Annotated in this window: 27 protein-coding genes; 2 read left to right on the top strand and 25 right to left on the bottom strand. The window is 27.6% G+C overall.

What is annotated here, in order from left to right; translation table 11 throughout:
* Window positions 1-43 precede the first annotated feature (43 nt).
* From rpmA to HMPREF3045_RS00655, 5 genes are all read right to left on the bottom strand, one after another.
* On the bottom strand, window positions 44-337 hold the full coding sequence (gene rpmA, locus HMPREF3045_RS00675) for a 50S ribosomal protein L27 (RefSeq protein ID WP_004838789.1): 294 nt from the start codon (window positions 335-337) through the stop codon (window positions 44-46).
* Window position 338: 1 nt separating this feature from the next.
* On the bottom strand, window positions 339-650 hold the full coding sequence (locus tag HMPREF3045_RS00670; RefSeq protein ID WP_070736732.1) for a ribosomal-processing cysteine protease Prp: 312 nt from the start codon (window positions 648-650) through the stop codon (window positions 339-341).
* Window positions 650-961 (bottom strand): 50S ribosomal protein L21, encoded by a 312-nt coding sequence (rplU, locus tag HMPREF3045_RS00665; protein WP_004838787.1) that lies wholly within the window; start codon window positions 959-961, stop codon window positions 650-652. The genes HMPREF3045_RS00670 and rplU overlap by 1 nt, the downstream gene beginning before the upstream one ends.
* 99 nt (window positions 962-1,060) lie before the next feature.
* Complete coding sequence (gene thiI / locus HMPREF3045_RS00660; RefSeq protein ID WP_070736731.1) at window positions 1,061-2,227, bottom strand: tRNA uracil 4-sulfurtransferase ThiI; 1,167 nt, start codon at window positions 2,225-2,227, stop codon at window positions 1,061-1,063.
* On the bottom strand, window positions 2,227-3,345 hold the full coding sequence (locus HMPREF3045_RS00655; RefSeq protein ID WP_070736730.1) for a cysteine desulfurase family protein: 1,119 nt from the start codon (window positions 3,343-3,345) through the stop codon (window positions 2,227-2,229). Before HMPREF3045_RS00655 ends, thiI begins: the two co-directional genes overlap by 1 nt.
* A gap of 73 nt (window positions 3,346-3,418) precedes the next feature.
* Here HMPREF3045_RS00655 and HMPREF3045_RS00650 point away from each other — a divergent pair, with 73 nt between their 5' ends.
* Window positions 3,419-4,339 carry a ribonuclease H-like domain-containing protein gene (locus HMPREF3045_RS00650; protein WP_070736729.1) on the top strand — a complete coding sequence of 307 codons (921 nt, stop codon included), beginning with the start codon at window positions 3,419-3,421 and terminating at the stop codon, window positions 4,337-4,339.
* Between the two features lie 5 nt (window positions 4,340-4,344).
* Here the strand turns inward: HMPREF3045_RS00650 and HMPREF3045_RS00645 are convergent, their stop codons facing one another.
* From HMPREF3045_RS00645 to recJ, 14 genes are all read right to left on the bottom strand, one after another.
* Complete coding sequence (locus HMPREF3045_RS00645) at window positions 4,345-5,031, bottom strand: uracil-DNA glycosylase (protein ID WP_070736728.1); 687 nt, start codon at window positions 5,029-5,031, stop codon at window positions 4,345-4,347.
* Window positions 5,009-5,476: a signal peptidase II gene (lspA, locus tag HMPREF3045_RS00640; protein WP_019117692.1), complete on the bottom strand. Its 468-nt coding sequence runs from the start codon at window positions 5,474-5,476 to the stop codon at window positions 5,009-5,011. Before lspA ends, HMPREF3045_RS00645 begins: the two co-directional genes overlap by 23 nt.
* Window positions 5,473-6,240, bottom strand: a complete 768-nt coding sequence (locus HMPREF3045_RS00635) for a YlmH/Sll1252 family protein (RefSeq protein WP_070736727.1) — start codon at window positions 6,238-6,240, stop codon at window positions 5,473-5,475. Before HMPREF3045_RS00635 ends, lspA begins: the two co-directional genes overlap by 4 nt.
* Window positions 6,241-6,262: 22 nt before the next feature.
* Complete coding sequence (locus HMPREF3045_RS00630) at window positions 6,263-6,829, bottom strand: cell division protein SepF (protein WP_070736726.1); 567 nt, start codon at window positions 6,827-6,829, stop codon at window positions 6,263-6,265.
* On the bottom strand, window positions 6,819-7,493 hold the full coding sequence (locus HMPREF3045_RS00625; protein WP_070736725.1) for a YggS family pyridoxal phosphate-dependent enzyme: 675 nt from the start codon (window positions 7,491-7,493) through the stop codon (window positions 6,819-6,821). The genes HMPREF3045_RS00630 and HMPREF3045_RS00625 overlap by 11 nt, the downstream gene beginning before the upstream one ends.
* Before the next feature lie 12 nt (window positions 7,494-7,505).
* Window positions 7,506-8,486, bottom strand: coding sequence for an NAD(P)H-dependent glycerol-3-phosphate dehydrogenase (locus tag HMPREF3045_RS00620; RefSeq protein WP_070736724.1), 981 nt, complete (start codon window positions 8,484-8,486; stop codon window positions 7,506-7,508).
* 9 nt (window positions 8,487-8,495) lie between these two features.
* The gene (gene plsY / locus HMPREF3045_RS00615) at window positions 8,496-9,074 is read right to left on the bottom strand and encodes a glycerol-3-phosphate 1-O-acyltransferase PlsY (RefSeq protein WP_070736723.1); all 579 of its coding nucleotides are present in this window, start codon (window positions 9,072-9,074) and stop codon (window positions 8,496-8,498) included.
* The gene (gene der, locus HMPREF3045_RS00610) at window positions 9,071-10,387 is read right to left on the bottom strand and encodes a ribosome biogenesis GTPase Der (RefSeq protein ID WP_070640430.1); all 1,317 of its coding nucleotides are present in this window, start codon (window positions 10,385-10,387) and stop codon (window positions 9,071-9,073) included. The genes plsY and der overlap by 4 nt, the downstream gene beginning before the upstream one ends.
* A gap of 64 nt (window positions 10,388-10,451) precedes the next feature.
* Window positions 10,452-10,865, bottom strand: coding sequence for a SoxR reducing system RseC family protein (locus HMPREF3045_RS00605; RefSeq protein ID WP_070736722.1), 414 nt, complete (start codon window positions 10,863-10,865; stop codon window positions 10,452-10,454).
* A gap of 12 nt (window positions 10,866-10,877) precedes the next feature.
* Window positions 10,878-12,635: an aspartate--tRNA ligase gene (gene aspS, locus HMPREF3045_RS00600; RefSeq protein WP_070736721.1), complete on the bottom strand. Its 1,758-nt coding sequence runs from the start codon at window positions 12,633-12,635 to the stop codon at window positions 10,878-10,880.
* A gap of 9 nt (window positions 12,636-12,644) precedes the next feature.
* The gene (locus HMPREF3045_RS00595) at window positions 12,645-13,250 is read right to left on the bottom strand and encodes an MBL fold metallo-hydrolase (protein ID WP_070736720.1); all 606 of its coding nucleotides are present in this window, start codon (window positions 13,248-13,250) and stop codon (window positions 12,645-12,647) included.
* Window positions 13,250-13,699: a D-aminoacyl-tRNA deacylase gene (gene dtd, locus HMPREF3045_RS00590; protein WP_070736719.1), complete on the bottom strand. Its 450-nt coding sequence runs from the start codon at window positions 13,697-13,699 to the stop codon at window positions 13,250-13,252. The genes HMPREF3045_RS00595 and dtd overlap by 1 nt, the downstream gene beginning before the upstream one ends.
* Complete coding sequence (locus tag HMPREF3045_RS00585) at window positions 13,699-15,876, bottom strand: RelA/SpoT family protein (protein WP_019117701.1); 2,178 nt, start codon at window positions 15,874-15,876, stop codon at window positions 13,699-13,701. The genes dtd and HMPREF3045_RS00585 overlap by 1 nt, the downstream gene beginning before the upstream one ends.
* 8 nt (window positions 15,877-15,884) lie before the next feature.
* Complete coding sequence (gene recJ, locus HMPREF3045_RS00580; RefSeq protein ID WP_070736718.1) at window positions 15,885-17,615, bottom strand: single-stranded-DNA-specific exonuclease RecJ; 1,731 nt, start codon at window positions 17,613-17,615, stop codon at window positions 15,885-15,887.
* Between the two features lie 172 nt (window positions 17,616-17,787).
* Between recJ and HMPREF3045_RS00575 the strand changes: the two genes are divergently transcribed.
* Window positions 17,788-19,170, top strand: coding sequence for an alanine/glycine:cation symporter family protein (locus HMPREF3045_RS00575; RefSeq protein WP_083316569.1), 1,383 nt, complete (start codon window positions 17,788-17,790; stop codon window positions 19,168-19,170).
* 75 nt (window positions 19,171-19,245) lie between these two features.
* On the opposite strand, the gene HMPREF3045_RS00570 is transcribed toward HMPREF3045_RS00575, so the two are convergent.
* From HMPREF3045_RS00570 to ruvC, 6 genes are read right to left on the bottom strand one after another with little or no spacing between them, the layout of a single operon-like run.
* On the bottom strand, window positions 19,246-19,515 hold the full coding sequence (locus HMPREF3045_RS00570; RefSeq protein ID WP_234287348.1) for a preprotein translocase subunit YajC: 270 nt from the start codon (window positions 19,513-19,515) through the stop codon (window positions 19,246-19,248).
* Window positions 19,505-20,629 carry a tRNA guanosine(34) transglycosylase Tgt gene (gene tgt, locus HMPREF3045_RS00565; protein ID WP_070736716.1) on the bottom strand — a complete coding sequence of 375 codons (1,125 nt, stop codon included), beginning with the start codon at window positions 20,627-20,629 and terminating at the stop codon, window positions 19,505-19,507. The genes HMPREF3045_RS00570 and tgt overlap by 11 nt, the downstream gene beginning before the upstream one ends.
* A gap of 8 nt (window positions 20,630-20,637) precedes the next feature.
* On the bottom strand, window positions 20,638-21,660 hold the full coding sequence (gene queA, locus HMPREF3045_RS00560) for a tRNA preQ1(34) S-adenosylmethionine ribosyltransferase-isomerase QueA (protein WP_070605451.1): 1,023 nt from the start codon (window positions 21,658-21,660) through the stop codon (window positions 20,638-20,640).
* Complete coding sequence (gene ruvB / locus HMPREF3045_RS00555) at window positions 21,660-22,670, bottom strand: Holliday junction branch migration DNA helicase RuvB (protein ID WP_070736715.1); 1,011 nt, start codon at window positions 22,668-22,670, stop codon at window positions 21,660-21,662. The genes queA and ruvB overlap by 1 nt, the downstream gene beginning before the upstream one ends.
* Window positions 22,671-22,679: 9 nt before the next feature.
* Entirely contained in the window at window positions 22,680-23,279 is a 600-nt protein-coding gene (gene ruvA / locus HMPREF3045_RS00550) for a Holliday junction branch migration protein RuvA (RefSeq protein ID WP_070736714.1), read from the bottom strand.
* Window positions 23,279-23,773, bottom strand: coding sequence for a crossover junction endodeoxyribonuclease RuvC (gene ruvC / locus HMPREF3045_RS00545; RefSeq protein WP_070736713.1), 495 nt, complete (start codon window positions 23,771-23,773; stop codon window positions 23,279-23,281). The genes ruvA and ruvC overlap by 1 nt, the downstream gene beginning before the upstream one ends.

Genomic DNA, 23,773 nt, shown 5'->3' with positions numbered 1-23,773 from the left:
CTTTTTACAAAAAAAGCTTGCCCGTGGGCAAGCTAGTTCTCTATTAAGCAATGTCTTGCTTTGGATATACAGAAACTTGTTTTCTATTTTTTCCTTTTCTTTCAAATTTAACTACTCCTTGGCATACAGCAAAAAGTGTGTCATCTCCACCTTTTTTTACATTTTCGCCAGGGTGAATTTTTGTTCCTCTTTGTCTAACGATAATTGTTCCAGCATTTACTGTTTGTCCATCAGCTCTTTTAACGCCAAGTCTTTTTGCATTAGAATCTCTACCGTTTTTAGAAGAAGAAACTCCTTTTTTACTAGAAAATCTTTGTAAGTTTATGTTTAAAAACATCCTAAACCTCCCTATAATTTAAATTAACATATTCATTATAATTTGTGAGTAAAGTTTTAATACCAATTTCAAAATTATTTAAAATTATTTCAGATTTTTCATTTGAATTTTTTAGCGAAACTTTCATTTCCTTTTCATCATCAAAAAAATCAAAATCTATTTCATAATAATCTAGGGTATTTACCGCTGTGTATGATAAAATCGACACTGCAGCACAAACTATATCATATCCGTGTTGATCAAAATTTGCATGACCTTTTATTGCAAATCCTAATCTTTTTTCATTTTTTATTAATAAAGTAACATCAATCATTAACAAGAAATATTGTTAATTTCAACTAAAGTATATGGTTGTCTATGACCTTTTTTAGTTTTTGATGCTTTTTTAGGTCTATATTTAAACACAACTATTTTTTTGTCTTTAGCTTGATCTTTTACAGTAGCTTCAACTTTTGCATTTTCAACTATTGGAGTTCCAACTTTTAAATCACTATCGCTTTTTACTAATAGTACATCTTCAAAGCTTACACTATCTCCTATTTCTGCATTAAGTTTTTCAACTCTAACTAGATCGCCTTCTGATACTTTATATTGTTTTCCACCTGTCTTAATTATAGCGTACATAGTACACCTCCTATTTAGATTCTCGCCAGTCAAGGTGATCAGTACCCATACTGAGCGGTTTACCATAATATATTACCAATAAATACAAGTTTTGTCAACTTATATATCAAATATTTCCATATTTTCAATTGCCTTATTTTCTAGATTTTCAATATCTAAATTACTTTCACTTTCTTTTATATATTTTAGTTTTGGTTTTGTAATTGGATTTGATGGGGCAAAAATTGAGCAACAATCATCATAAGGTTCAATACTTTTTTCATAAGAACCAATGAATAGTGCCCTATCAATTATTTCTGTTTTATCAAGTGCAATTAATGGTTTAAAAATTGGAAGTTTTGTTGCATCTTCTATTACAGTCATAGACTCTACTGTTTGGCTTGCAACCTGACCTAAACTTTCTCCTGTAATTAAAGCATCATAACTATTTTTTTCTGAAATTTTTTCAGCTATTCTCATCATAAATCTTCTCGATAAAATTGTTGTTTGATTTCTATGACAATTTTTATTTATTGATTTGTAAATTTCTGCCATATTTACAGAATATATTCTCATATTTCCAGTATATTGGGACAATATTTTTCCTAAATCAATAGCTTTTTGCAAGGCTCTTTTTGATGTAAATGGATAAGAATGAAAATGCAGACAATTAATTCTCATTCCTCTTTTTGCCATCATAAAACCTGCAACTGGTGAATCAATTCCTCCTGATAATAACAAAAGTCCATTTCCACTTGAGCCTAGTGGAAGTCCTCCCATTCCTTCGTGCCTATTTGCATAAACATAGGCATATTTTTTTATATCTATAAAAACTTTAAAATCTGGATTATGAACGTCAACTTTTAAATTATTTTTTTTGGCATAATTTTTTAGGATAAATCCACCCATCATTTGTGAAAATTCTGGAGATTTTATTTCAAATGATTTATCAACTCTATTTGTTATAACTTTAAAAGTTTTATTTTTTATATCCATATTATCTAAAATTTCTTTTAGAGCATTTTCTATAGATTCTTTATTTTTGTCGCATCTTTTAATTTCTGAAATATAAATTATTCCAAAAACTTTTTTTATTTCTCGAATCAGATCATCAAAATCATTTTTATCGGCTTTTATATATAATTTTGAGCTTTCAAGATACATATCTTCATAGCCAATGTCTTTTATATTTCTTTTTATATTATTGATTGCAGCTTTAAAAAATTTATTTCTATTTTTTCCTTTTAAAAATAATTCCCCAAAGCTTACTGATAGTAAATCTTCCATTAAAACACCTTTCTTATTTCTTCTACATAAGTATATAATTTCTCAGCAACAAGATCCAAATCTTCAATTGAAATATCATTCGAAAATGAAAATCTAATAGCTCCATCCATATATTTTTCATTTAAATTAAGCGCTGAAAGTATCCTGCTATTATTTCCTTTTGAGCAAGCTGAACCGCTTGATACAAAAATTTCATCTGATTCTAGCATGTGAAGTAAAACTTCTGATTTTATTTTACCAAAAGATATATTTAATATATAGGGACTTGAATTTTCTAAGGGAGAATTAACGTGAATATCAGAACATTTATCCAAAATTTTATTTCTTAAATAAATGTTTAAATTTTTAACATAAGAAAAATCTTCTTTTTCTTTTGATAATTCTAATGCCTTAGCAAAACTATAAATTGCAGGAGCATTAGTTGTTCCAGAAGAAAATATTTCTTGCCTTCCCCCATACATTAAGGGTTTAATTTTATTTTTAAAGGAATTTTTAATATATAAAGCACCAATTCCTTTTGGTCCATGAACTTTATGTGATGAAAAGCTCATAGCATCAACTCCTAATTTTTTAACATCGCATGAAATTTTCCCTAATGCCTGAGTAGCATCTATATGAAATAAAATATCCTTATTTTTTTTCTTAATAATATCAGAAATTTTTCTTATATCTTGAATACTTCCTATTTCATTTTGAACATAAATTATTGATACTAATTTTGTTTTTTCATCAATAGCTTTTTCTAATTTATCAACATCAACAAATCCAAATTCATCGTTTGAAATAAGTTTTACTTCCTTATAAATTGAATTATCAAAAGCATCAATAACAGACGAATGTTCTAATTTTGTTGTTATCGCCTTATTATTTTCGCCTGCTAATGAATTTATTACTATATTATTGGATTCTGTTGCTCCTTTTGTAAAATAAATTTCACTTTCATTTGCATTTATGTAAGAGGAAATAATTTTTCTAGCCTCTTTTACTTTATTTTCCACATCCATACCAAAACTATGTAAGGCTGATGGATTGGCAAAAAAATTTTTTTCAAAATCTTTTTCTATATCAATAACTTCATCATACATTTTTGTTGTAGCAGCATTATCTAAATATATCATTTTATCACATCCTTTAACTTATTTATTATATTATTAGAAAGAAAATAAATCAAATATAAGGTATAGTATAAGTATGTTATGTGTTAGATACCCTTTTTATGGGAAAAATTTAAAAAAAGATGAATGTATTTTAGATATTGAAACTACAGGACTTGATCCAAAAAAAGATAAGCTTGTAGTTTTAGGACTAATATATTTTGATTATAAAAAAAATAAATTTTATATAGACCAATATTTTTCAAAAAATGATAAAGAAGAAGTAAAATTATTAAAAATTTATAAAGAAAAAATTCAAAACAAAAAATTAATAACCTATAATGGAGATATTTTTGATCTACCTTTTTTAAATATTAGATTAATAGAAAATAAAGAAGAACCAATCTGGCAAATTAATTTGGACCTTTATAAAATTATAAAGAATAAAAGAAAATTAATAGAATTTGATTCTATGAAACTTACAAATATAGAAAAAATTGTTGGAATAGAAAGAAATGACCCATCTAGATACAAGGTTATTAGTAAATTAAGTGATGATATTAAAAACAGGAACAATCCATGGCCTATATTAATTCATAATAAAAATGACCTAATAGCAACAGAAGCTATTGCTAATATAGAAGAAATTATTAATGATGAACTTTCATTTGAAATAAATAATTACAAAATTCACTTAGACAGTGCTTATATTGATAAGGATATTGCCTATATAAATTTTATTTCCAATAAAATTTTAAAAAAATCATATTTTCGTGGAGAAAACTATTCATTAAATATTAGCAACTATTCTATTGAATTAAAAATTATAGTTTTGTATGGGAAGTTATCAAAAAATTCATCGGGTTTTGTAACAGTTAATAATTTTAATATCGAAAATAAAGGAAAGTATAAAATAAATAAAAATTTAATATCCATAATGGAAGATAAGATTTTTTCTTGTGAAAATATCTTAAATATTATGAAATTTTTAATTGAAAAAGAGACTGTTACAGAATGAATAAATCATTTTGCAACAGTCTCTTCTATTTGCCAATCAATTGGACTCATATTATTTTTTATTAAAAAATTATTGGTTTTTGAAAATGGTTTTGAACCAAAAAATCCTCTATGAGCTGCGAATGGAGATGGGTGAGCACTTTTTAAAATTAAATGCCTATTATTTGTTATCAGTTCTTCTTTAGATTGAGCAAACTTGCCCCAAAGAATAAATACAATAGGTTTTTCTCTTTCATTTAATAATTTTATAATATTATCAGTTAATATTGTCCAACCTATATCTTTGTGAGAATTTGCTTGATGAGCTCTAACAGTTAATGTGGAATTTAATAACAATACTCCTTGATTAGCCCATTTAATTAAATTTCCATTATTAGGTATATATAAGCCTAAATCATCATGTAATTCTTTGTAAATATTTAACAATGATGGAGGTGTTTTTATACCTTCTTGGACAGAAAAAGAAAAGCCATGAGCTTGCCCCACACCATGGTAAGGATCTTGTCCTAATATTACAACTTTTGTATCTTCATAAGAAACTTTTTTTAATGCATTAAAAATATCATACATATTTGGATAAATTGTATAATTTTTATATTCATTAATAAGATTTTTTCTTAATCTAATATAATAATCTTTTTTCCATTCATCTTTTAAAATTTCATCCCAATCATTTCCTATTTGAACTGACATTTTCTTCTCCATCCATTTTTCCGAAAATTATAAAAATAATCAACAAAACTGATCCAGTAGTAACCAAAATATCTGCTACATTAAAAACTGGAAAATCAAAAAAAGAAAATTCTATAAAATCTACAACAAATCCATGAAATAATCTGTCATAGAAATTCCCTAAAGCTCCAGAAACAATTAAAGATAATGAAATGTTTAATAATTTTGGATTGCTTTTTATGTTTCTAATGAAATAATACAATAAATAAATAACAACAACTAAAGTCAATACAAGAAAAAATATCCTCTTATTTTGCAATATCCCAAAAGCTGCACCCCTGTTTTCTACATAAAGAAAATTAATAAAATTTGTAAAAACTGGATTTTCAATAAAATGTGATATTGCATAAGCTTTTGTAAACCTATCTAGTATTATTCCAATAATTATTAAAATTGTGTAAATCATTTATACTTCCTATATTCTATGTGATAATTATCTTTTTTACTCTTTCCTATTACCTTATCAAAAATAAATTTGCCTTCTTTTCTAATCGATATTAAAGAATTATCATCAATAATTTTTGAAGGATTATCAATAATTTGATAATTAACCTTCACTAACCTTCTTTGAATTAAAATTTTTGCCTTTGATCTTGAAAGATTTATAAATTCACTAACAATATTATCAAGTCTAAGCGAAGAAACAAATCCTCTATTTTCTATATAATCAATTTTTGGCAAATTTAAAATATTATCTTTTTTAAAATCAATATTTACTCTTTCATTTTTTATTTTACTTAGGTTAAATTTAACAAAATCCTTATCCTTATTTAAAACTACAAATTCGCAAATTTCATCTCCAACATAAATATCTCCAATATCATTTCTTTCAAGACCTAAATTTAAAAGAGCTCCAAGGACATCTGGATGTTTTATACTATTTTTTTTGAATTCTAATACACTTATGTAGTCTTTAGTATTAATTTCATTTGAATAAGGATTTGCAACAAATATTTGTCTTTCGCTAGATTCATTGCATGACAAAAAAACTATCTCTATATTATTAATTTTTGCTATATCATTTAATACAGAAATCTCAAATGGATTTAAGAAAAAACTTGAAACTTCCTTTCTAGTATAAAATGATTTTTCTAATAAAGAGATAGCTTTTTTTATATTTGCTTTGACAGATTTATCTTCAACAAAATCAATATTATATTCTAATTTCATAAAAGATTTATTAAATTACAAATTATAATTGATTGTAATTTCCGCTAGAAATTTGATCTTCTACATAATTATCAATATCTACGCCCTTTGGACAAATTACAAAAATTCCTTTAGAAACTTTTTCTACTGTTCCTTCAAGAGCATAAACAGCACCAGATACAAAATCTAAAATTTGTCTTTTTTTGTCAACTTCTAGCATTTCAAGATTTAATACTACAACTTTTTTATCTAAAATATCATCAACAATTTTTGGACCATCTTCATCGTAGCTTAATGGTTCTTGAATAGAAATTCTAAAAGAATTTGATGTGCTTTTTCCGAAGCTTCTATTATTACTATTCATACTAACTATATTGTCTCCTCCTCTAATTTTTCTAGCTTTGTTATTAGAAGAATAATCATTTGAAAATGATGAATAGGTGCTTGTCTTAGCGTTATCTGAGCCCATTGTACTACTAAAATCATAAGTTGAGCTAGGGCTATAAGTTTTTTCGCTAGTTTTTTCTACTTCTTCCTCTTCATCAACTTCTTCATCATATTCATCGTAATCATCGTCAATTCCTATAAATTCTTTAAATTTATCTAACATTTTTATACATCCTTTTACCAAATATTTTTGATCCTACTCTAATTATATTAGCCCCTTCTTCAAGAGCTATTTTATAATCATGAGTCATTCCCATCGAAAGATATTTCATTTCAATATTATTATAACTTAAATTGGATAATTTTTCGAATATTTTTTTAAGTTCCCTAAAGCAATTCCTAATAAGATTTTCATCTTCTGTATTAGGAGCCATAGTCATTAAACCTTTTATGTTAATATTATCTAATTTTGAAGCCTCTTCAATCACTTTATCAATCTCATCAACAAAAAATCCTGACTTTGTTTCTTCTTTTGAAACATTTACTTGTATCAAACAATCTTGAACAATTGATAAAGATTTTGCACGGCTATTAATCTTTTTTAAAATTTTTAAAGAATCAACCGAATGAATTAAAGAAACTTCTCCTACAATTTTATTAACCTTATTAGTTTGTAAATGACCTATCAAATGCCAATTAATATCTTCTGGCATTTTTTCTTTTTTTTCTATTAATTCTTGAACTTTATTTTCTCCAAAATCCCTTAAACCGTAATTGTAAACTTCCATAATTTTATCTATACCATGAGTTTTTGTTACAGCCAAAAGATTAGCATCATAATTTTCTAAGTCTTTTTTTAAATCATCAATATTATCTTTTATAGTCATAACACATCCAATCTAATATTCGCTTTTTTTATCTCTATTCATCAAAACTTCTACAGAATCTTTTGGATTTTTATTTTCAAAAATCACCTTATAAATTTCATTTGTAATAGGTAGCTCAATATTTTCTTTTTTTGATAGATTGTAAAGAGCCTTTGTAGTTGGAATTCCCTCAACAACTGTTTTAACTTCCTTACAAGCATCATCTAATGAATAGCCTTTTCCAAATAATATCCCACACCTATTATTTCTTGAATGCATACTTGTAGCAGTAACAATCAAATCTCCTATTCCACAAAGTCCATTTATTGTTTTTCTATCTGCTCCTTGGCTTATGGCAAATTTATTCATTTCATAGATTCCTCTAGTCATAATCGCAGCTTTAGTATTATCTCCAAATCCCAAACCTGTAACCATTCCTATACCAAAAGCAAGTACATTTTTTATAGCTCCACCAATTTCACAGCCTATAACGTCAGTTGAAGTATATACTCTTAAATAATATTTTGAAAATATATCTTGAATTTCTTTTGCGATTTTTTCATCTTCACAAGCACAAACCAAAGCTGTAGGCATTTTTCTAATCACTTCTTCAGCATGACTTGGCCCTGACAAAACTGCATAAGTGCAATTTGGATTTAATTCGTAAATTACTTGTGATATTCTTTTTAATGTTTTAATTTCTATCCCTTTGGATAAATTAACCAAAATTTTCTCATCAAGTCCATCTTTTATATTGCTTAATACTTCTCTTGTCTTTTGAGTTGGTATAGCATTTATTATTATTTTATTTTCTAATAAGTCTTCTATTTTATTAGTAGCCTTTATATTTTCACTTAATTTTACATCAGCAAAATATTTTTTATTGATATGTAAATTATTTATATTATCTACATCTTCAATATTTCTAGCATACATTAAAACTTCATTGTCTTTTGAAAGGAAATCAGCAATAGCACTTGCCCAACTTCCTGCTCCAATAATTGAAATTTTCATAATACTCCTTTAAAACATTTTCTTTTCTTCGTGATTTTTAATTCTAATTATATTTGACCTATGTTCGATAATAATAGTAACTGCGACAAATAATATAATTAGTGTAAAGGCACTTAGACCTTGAAAATAATAAGAAATAAATGGAGCAAGTAAACTTGCACTTAATGATGCTTTGGAAACTGTTCTTGTAAGTAAAAAAACTATTAAAAATAAAATTAATAGACACAAGAAAACTCTCAAATCATAAGCAAACAACGCTCCAGCAGATGTTGCTACTCCTTTTCCTCCCTTAAATTTTAAAAAAATTGAAAATATATGACCTAAAACTACAAAAACAAGAGCAGTTAAAGCATATTTTTCGCCAAGGAAAAACATGGAAAAATAAACTGCCACTAATCCCTTAGCCATATCTAAAAACAAGCAAAAGCAACCTGCAAGTGCTCCAAAGTTTCTAAATACATTTGTAGTTCCAGGATTTCCACTTCCCATACTTCTTATATCTTTTTTGAAAAAAATTTTAGCTATTATATAAGAAAAAGGGATAGAGCCAATTAAATATGAAAAAAGTGCAACTAAAACAAATTTCATTTTTCTTTCCTTTCTCTAATTTCAAAAGTAAAAGGTACTCCTTGAAGACTGTAATTTTGTCTTATTTGATTTTCCAAATATCTTTGATATGAAAAATGCATCAACTCTTTGTCATTTACATGCAATAAAAACTTTGGTGGAGCAGTTTGAACTTGTGAGATATAAAATATTTTTAATCTTTTTCCCTTATCTTGAGGAGGTGCTGTCATCATTATTGCATCTTGCAAGATAGTATTTAATACTCCAGTTTTTATTCTTGTGTGATAATTGCTATTTACAATTTCAATTAAATTCAAAAGATCTGTAATCCTTTGTCCTTTTAGAACCGAAATAAAAATAATTGGGGCATATAAAGCAAAAGAAAGCTTATTTCTAATTTCTTTTTCCATATTTTTCATTGTATTTGTTTCTTTTTGAACCTTATCCCATTTATTAACAGCAATTATAATTGCTTTTTTCTGGTTGTGAGCATATCCTGCAATTTTTGTATCTTGCTCAGTTACTCCGACTGTTGCATCTATTAAAAACAAACAAATTTCTGAGCTATCAACAGCATCAAAAGTTCTTTGATTTGCATAATATTCTATATTATCGCTTACTTTATTTTTTCTCCTAAGTCCTGCCGTGTCAATCAAAACATAATTATTACCTTTATATTGCCAATAAGTATCTATGGCATCTCTTGTAGTTCCTGCAATATCGGTAACAATCATTCTTTCTTCATTCAAAAGATGATTTACAAGAGATGATTTACCAGCATTAGGTTTTCCAATTATTGCAATTCTTGTAGCATCTAAATCCGTATCGAATTTAGAAAAATCTATAAAGCCAACAATTTTATCTAACAAATCTCCAAGATTTTTTGAACCTTCTGCAGATGTACTAATCAAATCGTCAAAACCAAATTGATAAAAATCATAAATATGATCTGGTATATTTGCTCCATCAATTTTATTTGCTACAACTATAACTTTTTTATTATATTTTCTAATTTCATCAGCTATTTCATAATCGTGTGGATTTATTCCTTCTCTTCCATCTACAACAAAAAGAATTAAATCACTTTCTAATAAGGCTTTTTCAACTTGAGACTTTATTTCTTGATTCATAAGTTCCTTATTTGAAATATCAAGTCCGCCTGTATCTGCTAGTATAAATTCATGACCTATCCATTCAACTTTGTCATAAACCCTATCTCTAGTGACCCCATTCACATCTTCTGTAATAGCTTTTCTTTTGCCAACTAATTTATTAAATAATGTCGATTTCCCAACATTAGTTCTTCCTACCAGTGTAACTATTGGTGCGTTCATTATATTCTCCATTAATTTTAAGATAAATAAATAGATAAAGTTAGCAAAGCTAACCTTATCTATATTAGGCTTTTCTTATTGTAATTATATCCTTATTTTCATATCTCTTATCCATCATTCTTAGAATAAAAATAGATATTGCTAAAAATAAAAATATAAACAAAACAGTAAGTAAATTATTATCTAGAAACTTATCTTTAAATATTGTATTAGCTAAAACAGCTCCAAATATCATCATAAAAACTGGAAATAAATAAGTGAAATAAGAAAGTCTATTTACAGTTTTTATATCTGAATCTAGATAAACAAAGTCTCCAGGATTTAGATTTTCATTAGTAAATGTAGTGTAGTAAGATGGTTTTATTTCACAACCACCACATGAAGAGCAAGATCCACATCCTGATTCCTTTTGAATCATTACTTTTACATTGCCATTTAAGTTTTCTACGACTATTCCTTTTTTACTAATAGTTTGCATCCAATGCTCCTTTTATTCTTTTACCTCAATGCTTAATTCATTTAAACTTTTTTCATCAACTATACTTGGAGCTTGAGTTAATGGGCAAGTTGCTGATTGAGTTTTTGGAAATGCAATAATATCTTTAATATTTTCAGTTTTTGCAAATAACATTACCAACCTATCAAGTCCATAAGCAAGTCCTGCATGAGGAGGTGTTCCATATTGTAAAGCTTCTATAAAGAAACCAAATTTTTGTTCTATGTCATCATCAGATAATTTTAAAGCCTTAAATACTTTTTCTTGAAGTTCTTGATTGTTTATTCTTACTGAACCTCCACCCATTTCATCTCCATTTATTACAATATCATAAGCTTGAGTTCTTACTTTCTCAGGTTCTGTAAGTAATAAATCAATGTCTTCTTCATTTGGCATTGTAAATGGATGGTGTTGTGAAACGTATCTGTCTTCTTCTTCGCTATATTCAAACATAGGGAAGTTTACAACCCAACAAAAAGCATATTCTTTTTCATAAAGATTTTGATCTTTTGCAACTTTTCTTCTTAAAGCTCCAAGTCCTTCAAGAACAGTTTTATTTTTATCAGCTCCAATTAAAATCAAATCATTATCAGAAATATCTAATTTTTCTATTAAATTTTCAACAATTTCGTCTGTTAAGAATTTTTTAATAGAAGAATTAATGTCATCTTTTGAATTAAATTTAATAAAACTCAATCCTTTTAAGCCATAATCTTTTACAAAATCTGTTAGTTTATCTAATTGCTTTCTTGAATAATTTCCTGCTTGTCCTTTAAAATTAATTGCTCTTACTGAATGACCTTCTTTGATATTATCTGTGAAAACTTTAAAATCACAATCTTTAAATATTTCTGAAATATCATTTATCTTATATCCATATCTTAAATCTGGTTTATCAGATCCGTATGAATTCATAGCTTCTGAATAATCCATTCTTTGGATTGGAAGTTTTAAATCATAGTCAGTAAAATTATCAAAAAGTGTTTTTAATAATCCTTCATTTACTTTAATAACATCATCTTGATCAGCAAAACTTAATTCAAGATCTAGTTGTGTAAATTCTGGTTGTCTGTTTGCTCTTAAATCTTCATCTCTAAAACATTTTACTATCTGGAAATACCTATCCAATGAACCAATCATCAACAATTGCTTCATTAATTGTGGAGATTGTGGCAATGCGTAAAACTTTCCTTGATTAACTCTTGATGGAACCAAATAATCTCTAGCTCCCTCTGGAGTTGGTTTTGTAAGAAATGGTGTTTCAACTTCTGTAAATCCATTATCATACATATACTCTCTCATACACCTAACAATATCAGATCTTAATTTTAGATTTTTTTGAACTGATTGTTTTCTCATATCAAGGTATCTGTATTTTAATTTTAAATTTTCACTTACATCATCATCTTCTTTAATATAAATAGGAGGTGTTTTTGCCTTATCTAAAATATTGATTTTACTAGCTATTATTTCTATGTTTCCTGTTGGAATTTCTGGATTTTTAGATTCTCTTTCTCTAACTTCTCCCTTAACTTCCAAAACATATTCTCCAGCTACATCTTTTGCTATTTTATAATTTTCATTATCATCTTCACGTGTTACAATTTGTGTTATACCTGTTTTATCTCTAAGATCTATAAACACCAATGAGCCAAGATTTCTTTTTTTGGCAACCCAGCCCATAAGTACAACTTCTTCTCCAATATTTTCTTCTCTAAGTTCGCCACACATGTGGCTTCTTTTAAATTCCATACTAACCTCCTAATTTAAAAATGGATTATTTTCTTTTTCAAAACCAATATTACTTGATTCTCCATGTCCTGGATGAATCCTTGTTTTTTCATCATATATAAATATTTTATTTTTTATAGAATTAATCAAAGTGTTAAAATTTCCTCCTGGAAAATCACTTCTTCCAATTGATAAATTAAATAAAGTATCTCCAGAAAAAATATCATCTTCAATTTTATATGACATTGAATCTAAACTATGACCAGCAGTTTTGATAGCTTTTATTTTAAATGGAGAAAAAACTTCTCCATCTTTTAAATATGAATCAATTTCAACATTTATATTGCAATATCCTCTAGATAAATTATAGTCTGGATCATTTGCAATATTTTTACTATCATCACTAGCATAAACATCTACATTCAATTTATTTTTAAAATATTCAAGCCCTAACACATGATCAAAATGTGTATGAGTTAATAAAATAAACTCTATATTAATTTTATTCTTATCTATATAATTTTCAATTTTTCCACCTGGATAAACTGGGTCAATCAAAAATCCATTTTTATTTTCGTCATAAACTACATAACAATTAGCCATCATTGGCCCTTCAGTGATTTTTTTAATATTCATTAATACAACCTTTCACTATCAAGCTGTATAGTAACAGGTCCATCATTTATTAATGAAACTTCCATATGTGTTTGAAATTTTCCAGTTTTTACACTAAATCCATCATCTTTTAACTCATTAATCAATATTTCGTAATATTCTTCTGCCTTATCTGCACTTGATGAATTTATAAATGAAGGTCTATTTCCTTTTCTTGCATCGCCATATAAGGTAAATTGGCTTACAATTAATAATTCGCCCCCCTCATCTTCTACAGACAAATTCATTTTACCTTGGTCATCTTCAAAAATTCTTAATTTTTCAATTTTCTTTTTTATATAATCAATATCTTTTTTTGTATCAGAATCTGTTACTGCTACAAAAACCAATAATCCTTCTCCTATTTCTGAAATCAACTCATCAGAAACTTTTACACTTGCTTTTTTTACTTTTTGTACAATTGCTCTCATTAACTTTTCACCCTATATATACTTTCAATCATTTTTATTGTTTTCAATTTCATAATTAATTCATTAAGTTTTTCTGTATTTGGAACTGAAACTGTAAGATCAATAATTCCCTCATGATTTTCATTGCTTCTTACATTCATCGCCTCAATACTTACATTTTCTGTTGAAATTAATTTAGTTATTTCAAAAATAATTCCAGTTTTATCTTTTGTTGTAATTTGTATTCTTACAGGGAACATATCATCAGAATTATTTTGCCAATATACATCAATTAATCTTTCTGGAGATTTTAAGCTTGTTATATTTGGGCAAGTCCTTACATGAACGCTTATGCCATTTCCTTTTGTAATATATCCAACAATTTGATCTCCTGGTACTGGATTACAACATTTTGCAAATTTTACATCCACTTGGTCATCAAGATCGCTTACCCTTACTTCATTAGAAAAAGATTTTTTTGGTTTTTCCTTATTTATATCTAAATCTTCAATTTTTTTAGGCAATTCATCTTTGTGTTTTTTTATCAATTTTTGAATTATTTGGTCTGTATTTGTTTTGCCAAATCCAATCGATGCAAACATTTCATCTTTTGTTGGATAACCTAAGTCGTTTGCAATTTCTATTAGCCAATCATCTTTTATATCTTTTTTGTAAATCTCATTTGATTTTCTAAGCTCCCTGTATAAGGAATCTTTTCCTATTTCAATATTTTCTTCTTTTCTATATCTTTTGAAAAATTGTTTGATTTTGCTTTTGGCTTGGTTTGATTGAACCATATTTAGCCAATCTCTTGATGGTCCTTGAGAATTCTTACTTGTAAGAATTTCAACTACATCTCCTGTATTTAGCTTGTGGGAAAATGGAACGATTTTTCCATTTACTTTGGCTCCAACGCATTTATTTCCAACTTCTGTATGCACTCTATAAGCAAAATCAATTGCACAAGAATTTACTGGCAAAGAATAAATTTCTCCTTTTGGAGAATAAATATATATTTCTTTTGAGAAAAAATCTCCTTTTAAGGTGTCCAAAAATTCCTTACTATCTACATCCTTGCCACCTTCTTTTTGCCATTCCATAATTTGTCTAATAAATGTAAGTTTTTCGTCAAATTCTGTTGATTTACTTTTATTTTCTTTGTATTTCCAGTGAGCTGCAATTCCATATTCACATTCATAATGCATTTGCCTTGTTCTTATTTGAACTTCAAATGGCTTAGAATCTTCTCCAAATACTGTTGTATGCAAAGACCTATAACCATTTGGTTTTGGCTGACCAATATAATCTTTAATCCTATTTGGAATAGGTCTCCAGATTGAATGAACTTTTCCTAAAACTTCATAGCAATCTGCAACTGTATCAACCAAAACCCTAACGGCAGTTAAATCATAAATTTCGTTAAATTCAATTTTATTTCTACTCATTTTTTTATAAATTGAAAATAAACCTTTTGGTCTTCCAGAAATTTCATAATTTATATTTGAGGATGAAAGAGCCTTATCCAAAGTTTCAATTATTTGATTTATGTAGGCTTCTCTTTCTCTTCTTTTATTGTGAACCATTTGAGCAAGCTCATAATATTCTTCAGGTTTTTGATACCTAAAACATAAATCCTCAAGCTCCCATTTCATAGTATATATTCCAAGCCTATGTGCTAATGGAACATAAATTTCTAAAGTTTCACTAGCTGTTTGCTTTTGTTTTTTTTCAGTCTTATATTCCAAAGTTCTCATATTATGCAAACGGTCAGCAAGCTTTATCAAAATAACCCTAATGTCATTGCTCATAGCCAAAACCATTTTTCTAATGTTTTCGGCTTGTTTTTCTTCTTTTGTTTTGTAATTTAATTTTTTAAGCTTTGTAACTCCATCTACTAAAAAAGTTATTTCTTCCCCAAAAATTTCTTTCATTTGTTCTTCTGTTACAGGCGTATCTTCCAAAACATCGTGCATCAATCCAGCGCAAATTGTTTGGTCATCTAACTGCATATTAGATATAGTTGTTGCAACAGCTATTGGGTGAATAAAATAATCTTCTCCAGAATTTCTTTTTTGACCTCTGTGATGATATTCAGCAAAATCATAAGCCTTTTTTATTAAATTAATATCTGCTTGTTCATTATTTTTTAAAATAATTTTTTTGAAATTTAAAAATTCTTTTTGAAAATCTTTTGCCATAATATCACCTACCTTATATCTATTAATTTCACTTGTAAATTTCTTCTACCATTAAATTCATTTATATCTGGATAAAATACAGCGTCAATTTTATTTCCTATTATATTTGCCTTAAATTTATCACTTAAATATTTATAATCTTTTTGTGCGTTAAACTTTATAGCTTCTATATCACGACCATTTTTATTTAAGATCATTTTCATGGTATTATTGTTTTTTCCAATCATATTTATATTTTTTATAAATAGGTTTTTGTCGGCAAATTTTGCTTTTGGATTATCTTTTCCAAAAGGTTCTAGTCTTTGTAAACTTTCGGCAAATTCCAGTGAAAGTTTGTCTATAGGTATTTGAGCATCAATATTTATAATATTTACAAAATCATCTTTTTTTAATTTTGATTTATCATTTAATTTTTGCCTAAATTCCTCAACCTTATCACTTCTTATAGAAAGTCCGCAAGCCATAGGATGTCCACCAAATGATTCAAGTACATCTTTTATTTCAAAAACTTCCTTGTAAATATTATAAGCTTCTATGCTTCTTCCAGAGCCTTTTAAAATCCCATTTTGACTTGACTCAGTCATAATTATAGTAGGTTTATTAAACTTTTCTTTTATTCTTCCTGCTATAATACCACAAATACTTTCTTCAATATTTTCAACATCTACAATAATAATATCATCATTATAATATTTTTTATCTTTTATAATTTCTAAAGTTTTTTCAAGACCTATATTGGTTAATTCTTTTCTTTCAGTATTTAAGCTAACAAGTTTTTTTGCATAAGTACGAATTTTTTCTATATCATCTTCCATTAGCATATCAATAGCAAGTTTTGCAGTAGAAAGTCTGCCAGTAGCATTCATACATGGTCCAATTATAAATCCTAGCGTATAAGCACTAACTTCTCTATTCCAAGAATTTTCTTCAACCAAGGCTTTTATAGCTAGTTTTTCAGTATTATTAATTCTTTTTAGACCTTCTCTTACAAAAATTCTATTTTCATCAGTAAGTGAAACAACATCACAGACCGTTCCCATAGCTACATATTCCAATAAACCATATAAATATTCCATATCTCCATCAAGTCTTTGGTACAAAGCTTGTATTAATTTAAAAGCAACTCCTGCTCCGCACAAATCATCAAATGGATAAGTATTGTCAAGTCTTTTTGGATTTATAACACAATCAGCTTTAGGCAAAATTTGCTCAACCCATTCCCCATCTTCTTTTTTTGAAACTTGGTGGTGGTCAGTCACTATAACTTTAATCCCATTTTCTTTTAATCTTTTAACCTGATCAATAGCACTAATTCCATTATCACAAGTAATCACAAGGCTTATATTTGCTTCAATCGCCCTATCAATCATCCTATCGCTAATCCCATAGCCATCAATAATCCTATCTGGAATATCATAGCTTATATCATCATAAAAATATAATAAGCCATCCAAAAGTGTCATAGTTGAGCTTATACCATCTTGATCATAATCTCCAAAAATCCTAATTGATTCTCCGTTTTCCATAGTTTCAATAATTAAATCAATAGCTTTTTCCATATCTTTTAATAAAAAAGGATCATGAAGCTTTTCTAAAGTAGGATTAATAAAACTATCAACAACTTTCGGATCAACTATATCCCTATTTGCAAGTATTAATGCTTCTAATTTGGTAATATTTTTATTTTTTAAATTTGATAAATAATTATTTTTTTTATTATATATATACCACTTGGTCATAATTTCCTCTCTTATGAATAAATTATACCATTTTTAGAATCAATATAAAGATATGGATAAAGGCAATGTTAATTATAAAATACAAAGTTAAAAATTTTGATAAATTATAAATTATTTTGCATTTATTTTAAATGATGATAAAATAATAAAATAAAATTTAATGGAGAATTATATGGTAGATATATTAAAAAGTTTTAATGATTTGCTATGGGGTTTGCCTTTGATTTTGGCAATTGCTGGAACAGGAATATACATAAGCATAAAAACTCAAGCAATTCAATTTAGAAAATTAGGATACGCTTTAAAAAATACTTTGGGAAAAATTTTTGAAAAACATAGCCGTCATGCCAAGGGAGATATAAGTCCTTTTGGTGCTTTAGCAACGGCTCTTGCAGCTACAGTTGGTACTGGAAATATTGTTGGTGTTTCTCTTGCAATTATTCTTGGAGGGCCTGGTGCAATATTTTGGATGTGGATTGCAGCCTTATTAGGAATGGCTACAAAATTTTCTGAAGTAACTTTGGCAGTAGCTTACAGGGAAAAGAAAAATGGACAATATGTAGGCGGACCAATGTATTATATAGAAAAGGGTCTAAATAATAAAAAACTTGCAAAAACTTTTGCGATTTTTGCAGGAATTGCCGTTTTTGGAATTGGAGATTCTACCCAATCAAATGCAATTTCAGGTGTTCTTAAAGATACTTTTGGAGTAAATACAATAATTAGTGGAATAATTTTATCGATTATAGCAGGTATTGTAATAGTTGGAGGAATAAATTCAATTACAAAAGTTACTGAAAAGTTAGTTCCATTAATGTCCCTTCTTTACATTCTTGGTTGTTTATGGATTTTATTTTTAAACAAAGCAAATATTTTGCCAGCTTTTAAATCAATTTTTCTAGGAGCTTTTAGTCCAAAAAGTCTTGGCGGTTCTTTTGCTGGTCTTTCTATTAAAGCAGTTATATCTGCTGGTGTTGCTAGAGGAGTTTTCACAAACGAAGCAGGGTTAGGTTCATCTCCTATGGCTCATGCGTGTGCAACAACTGATCATCCTGTACGTCAAGGACTTTGGGGAATTAGCGAAGTTTTTGTAGATACAATTATAATCTGTACCATGACAGCTTTAGTAATTCTTTCTACAAATGTAGATATTACTGATACAAACAATGCAGCAAGCCTTGTTGCAAGAGCTTTTGCAACAGGATCAAGTTTTGGAAATATTATAGTTTGCGTTGGCTTAAGTCTTTTTGCCTTATCAACAATTCTTGGATGGGCATATTATGGAGAAACAGCTCTTACTTATTTATTTGGAGATAAAATTATAATTCCTTATAGAATTTTGTATGTTATTTTCGTTTTTGTTGGAGCAAATATTGATCTTGGAGTAGCTTGGATTGTAGCAAATATTTTAAATGGTTTTATGGCTTTGCCAAATCTTTTTGCAGTTGTCACTCTTAGTCCTGTTGTAGTGAAACTAAGTAAAGATTTCTTTAAAAATCCAGAAAAAATCAGAAAAAGTCCAGAAGAATATAAATCATGTATAGATATAAAATAAAATATTTATATAATCCCCAATAAAAAAGCCTAGCTTAGACTAAATTAATTAAGGTCTAAGCTAGGCTTTTTTATTTTAAATTTCTATAATATTTTCGATACTTTCAATATTTACTAAAATATATGAAAATTTATCATCTTTTCCGCTAACAATTAGGCAATCTGTCTTATTAAATTCTACTACTTCTCCAATAATTTTACTTTCAGTTATAATTTTTGAACCGATTTTAAGATTTTCTTTTATAAATTTTTTATTCTTTTTCCTATTTATATCGTCCTTTAAGGAATAAAAATAAAACATCAAAGCTAAAATTATTAAAATAATATATTCTAATTTAAGATTCATATCCATACTTTTTATAAAATTCTTTTTTAAATTCCAAAAATCTATCTTCCATTATAGCTTTTCTTATATTTTCACATAATTTAAGTAAAAAATATAAATTATGATAAGTTAAAAGCCTTGCTCCCAAAATTTCATTTACATTTACAAGGTGTCTTAGGTAAGCTCGTGAATAATTTCTACAAGTATAACAATCACAATCATGATCTAGAGGCGTGAAATCTTCCTTGTATTTTGCATTTCTAACAACAAGTCTGCCTTCTGAAGTTATAGCTGTTCCATTTCTTGCAATTCTTGTAGGCAAAACACAATCAGCCATATCAATTCCTGCTTCAAAAGATTCAAATAAATAATCAGGACTTCCAACTCCCATATTATATCTTGGTTTATCTTCTGGTAAAAGTGGAGTTGTATATTTTAAAAGTCTTATCATTTCTTCTTTTGGCTCTCCAACAGACAAGCCTCCCAATGAATATCCATCAAAATCCATTGCACAAGTTTCTTCAACTGATCTTTTTCTTAAATCTTCAAACATTCCACCTTGAATAATTCCAAATAAGGATTGATCTTTGTGAGAATTTGCTTTATGATAATCAAGACCTCTTTTAGCCCATCTAATTGTTCTTTCAACAGAATTTTCTACATATTTATAATCTGCAGGATAAGGAATACATTCATCAAAGCTCATCATTATATCTGAATGAATATCATTTTGAATTTCAATTGACTTTTCTGGTGTAAATAAATGTTTTGAACCGTCAATGTGAGATCTAAAAACTACACCTTTTTCAGAAATATCTCTTGTATCAGACAAAGAAAAAACTTGAAATCCACCACTATCTGTTAGTATTGGTCCATTCCAATTCATAAATTTATGAAGACCACCAGCTTTTTTCATAATATCCATGCCAGGTCTTAAATACAAATGATAGGTATTTCCCAAAATTATTTTTGCATCAATTTCTTTTAATTCTTCAACACTCATAGTTTTTACTGTTGCCTTTGTTCCAACTGGCATAAAAATTGGTGTTGGAATATCTCCATGGTCTGTGTGAATTATTCCACATCTTGCATTGGAATATTTATCTTTTTTTATTAATTCATATTTTATCGGCATTTTCTCTCCTATTTTAAAAACATTGCATCGCCAAAGCTAAAGAACCTATATTTTTTATCAACAGCATCCTTATAAGCATCTAAAATTATTTCTTTGCTAGCTAAAGCTGACACAAGCATTATTAGAGTAGATTTTGGCAAATGAAAATTTGTTATTTGACAATCTATAACATTAAATTCAAATCCAGGATATATAAATATATCAGTCCAACCTGAATCTTCTTTTATTTGCCCATTTTTTTTGTAAACTGACTCAAGGGTTCTTGTAGTTGTAGTTCCTGTTGAAATAATTCTCTTATTATTTTTCTTTGTTTCATTTATTAAATCTGCAGTTTCTTTGCTTATTTGATAAAATTCAGAATGCATTTTATGATTTTTTACATCATCAACTTTTACAGGTCTAAATGTTCCAAGCCCTACATTTAAAGTTATATATGCTAATTTAACACCTTTTTCTTCTATTTTTTTAAGTAATTCTTTTGTAAAATGAAGACCAGCTGTTGGTGCTGCAACAGATCCTGGATTTTTGGAATAAACTGTTTGGTATCTCTCTTTATCTTTTAGTTTTTCTTTTATATAAGGTGGCAAAGGCATATTTCCAAGTCTATCTAAAATTTCTTGAAAAATTCCATTATAAAAAAATTCGACAATCCTATTGCCATCTTCTTTAATATCAATAACTTCAAGGCTTAACTCATCAGAAAAAATACATTTCGTTCCAATTTTCATCTTCTTACCAGGTCTAACTAAGACTTCCCACTTATCATCTTCAATATTTTCAAGCAAAAATACTTCGATTTCTTCTTCTTTCCCTTCTCTATGACCAAAAAGTCTTGCAGGAATAACTCTTGTATCATTCATTACAAGAAGGTCGCCTTCATTTAAATAATCAATAATATCATAAAAATGTTTATCTTCTCTTTTACCAGTTTTTCTATCAACAACCATTAATCTAGAAAAATCTCTCTTATCTGCTGGATGTTGGGCAATTAATTCTTCTGGTAAATTGTAATCAAAATCTTCTGTTCTCATTATTTATCCTCATATTTTAATCCGTAATGTTCATAAGCTTTTCTTGTCAAAATTCTTCCTCTTGGAGTTCTTGTTAAAAAACCAATTTGAAGCAAATATGGCTCATAAACATCTTCTATTGTAATATTTTCAATTCCTGTTGATGCTGCAATTGTATCAATTCCAACAGGACCTCCTGAAAAATTTTCATACATAGTTAAAACTATTTTTTTATCCATATTATCAAGTCCCATAGGATCAACTTCTAATAATTCTAAGCCCTCACAAGATGTTTCATAATCTATAACTTCATCTTTTTTTACTATTGCATAATCTCTTACTCTTCTTAAAAGTCTATTTGCAATTCTTGGTGTTCCTCTACTTCTTCTAGCTATTTCAAAAGCTCCCTTATCCTCTATTGGAATTTCTAAAATATCAGCAGACCTTTTTACAATTTTTGTTAAATCTTTTGTATCATATAGGTTTAAGGATAATAAAACACCAAACCTATCCCTTAATGGTGCAGAAAGCATTCCAGCTCTTGTTGTAGCGCCAACCAAAGTAAATTTTTCCAAATCTATTCTAATAGACTGAGCATTTGGTCCTTTTCCTACAATAATATCAAGAGCAAAATCTTCCATAGCAGGATATAAAATTTCTTCAACAGACCTATTTATCCTATGAATTTCATCAATAAATAAAACATCTCCCTTATCAAGATTTGTAAGAATGCTTGCAAGATCAGATGGTCTTTCAATAGCAGGTCCACTTGTAATTCTAATATTTACTCCCAATTCATTTGCAATTATATTTGAAAGTGTGGTTTTTCCAAGTCCTGGAGGACCCTGCAATAAAACATGGTCAAGAGCTTCTTCTCTTTTTTTTGATGATTCAATAAAAATTTTCAATTTTTCTTTAGCCTTATCTTGACCTATATAATCTTTTAGCCACTTTGGCCTTATAGTCATTTCTTTATATTTATCATTTATTTGCTCGTTAGAGCCAACTATTCTTTCATTTTGGTCATACATATTATCACCCTAAATCATTCGCTTCAAAGATTCTTTAATAATTTCTTCAAGACTAAGATCACTATCTTTTAGGCTAGTAAGAACTTTATCTATGCTATTTCTTTGATAGCCAAGATTAAGTAAAGCCTCTCTTGCAACTTCAATTTCTCCATTAGAAGTAATATTATCAATATCCGGGTTAGAAATTGAAATATCATCATTAATAGCCATTTTCTTAACCTTATCAACAAGCTCAAGAATAATTCTTGATGCAGTTTTTTTACCAATCCCCTTAGCCTTGGTTAAAGTATCAATATCATTATTTACTATAGCAAGTTTAATCTTATCTACATTTAAAGTTGACAAAATTGCTATAGCATTTTTAGGTCCTATTGTAGATACACTTGTCAAAAGCTCAAAAACTTCTAATTCATCTTTTGATGAAAAACCAAATAAAGATATATCATCTTCTCTTACATTCATTTTTGTAAAAATTTTAAATTCATTATTTATTTCAAGAGTTTTTATAGTATTAAAAGAAGAATTAATAAAGTAACCTATATTGTTATTTTCAATTACAAAATTATCTTCTCCTATATATTTTATTTCTCCAATTATATAACTAATCATTAATTCATCCTAAATTGTTCTTTAAATCTTTGACTAAAAGCGTGAGTTAAAGATACTGCCAAAGCATCAGCAGCATCATCTGGTTTTGGAATTTCACTTAAATTTAGTAAAGTTGTAACAGTTTCTTGCATTTGTTTTTTATTCGCCCTACCAAATCCAGTAATAGCTTGTTTTATTTGTAAAGGAGTATATTCGTAAATCGGAAGATTATTTACTTGCGCACACAAAACTTGCACTCCTCTTGCATGTCCTACAGTAATAGCCGTTTTAACATTTTGATTAAAAAATAATTCTTCTATGGCAAATTCATCTGGCTTATACTGTTTAATTATATCATTTAAATTATTATATAAAATTTTGAGCCTTTCAGGAGTTTTAGTTTTTGAAGAAGTTGTAACAACACCATTTTCCAAAACCTTATACCTATTTCCATTAACTTCTAAAACTCCATAACCCATAATAGCAATTCCCGGATCAATCCCTAAAATAATCAT

It is taken from the genome of Anaerococcus sp. HMSC075B03 (assembly GCF_001815585.1).
GTDB lineage: Bacteria > Bacillota > Clostridia > Tissierellales > Peptoniphilaceae > Anaerococcus > Anaerococcus vaginalis.
The sequence above is the reverse complement of the archived record's forward strand: the minus strand, read 5'-3'. Positions and strand labels throughout refer to the sequence as shown.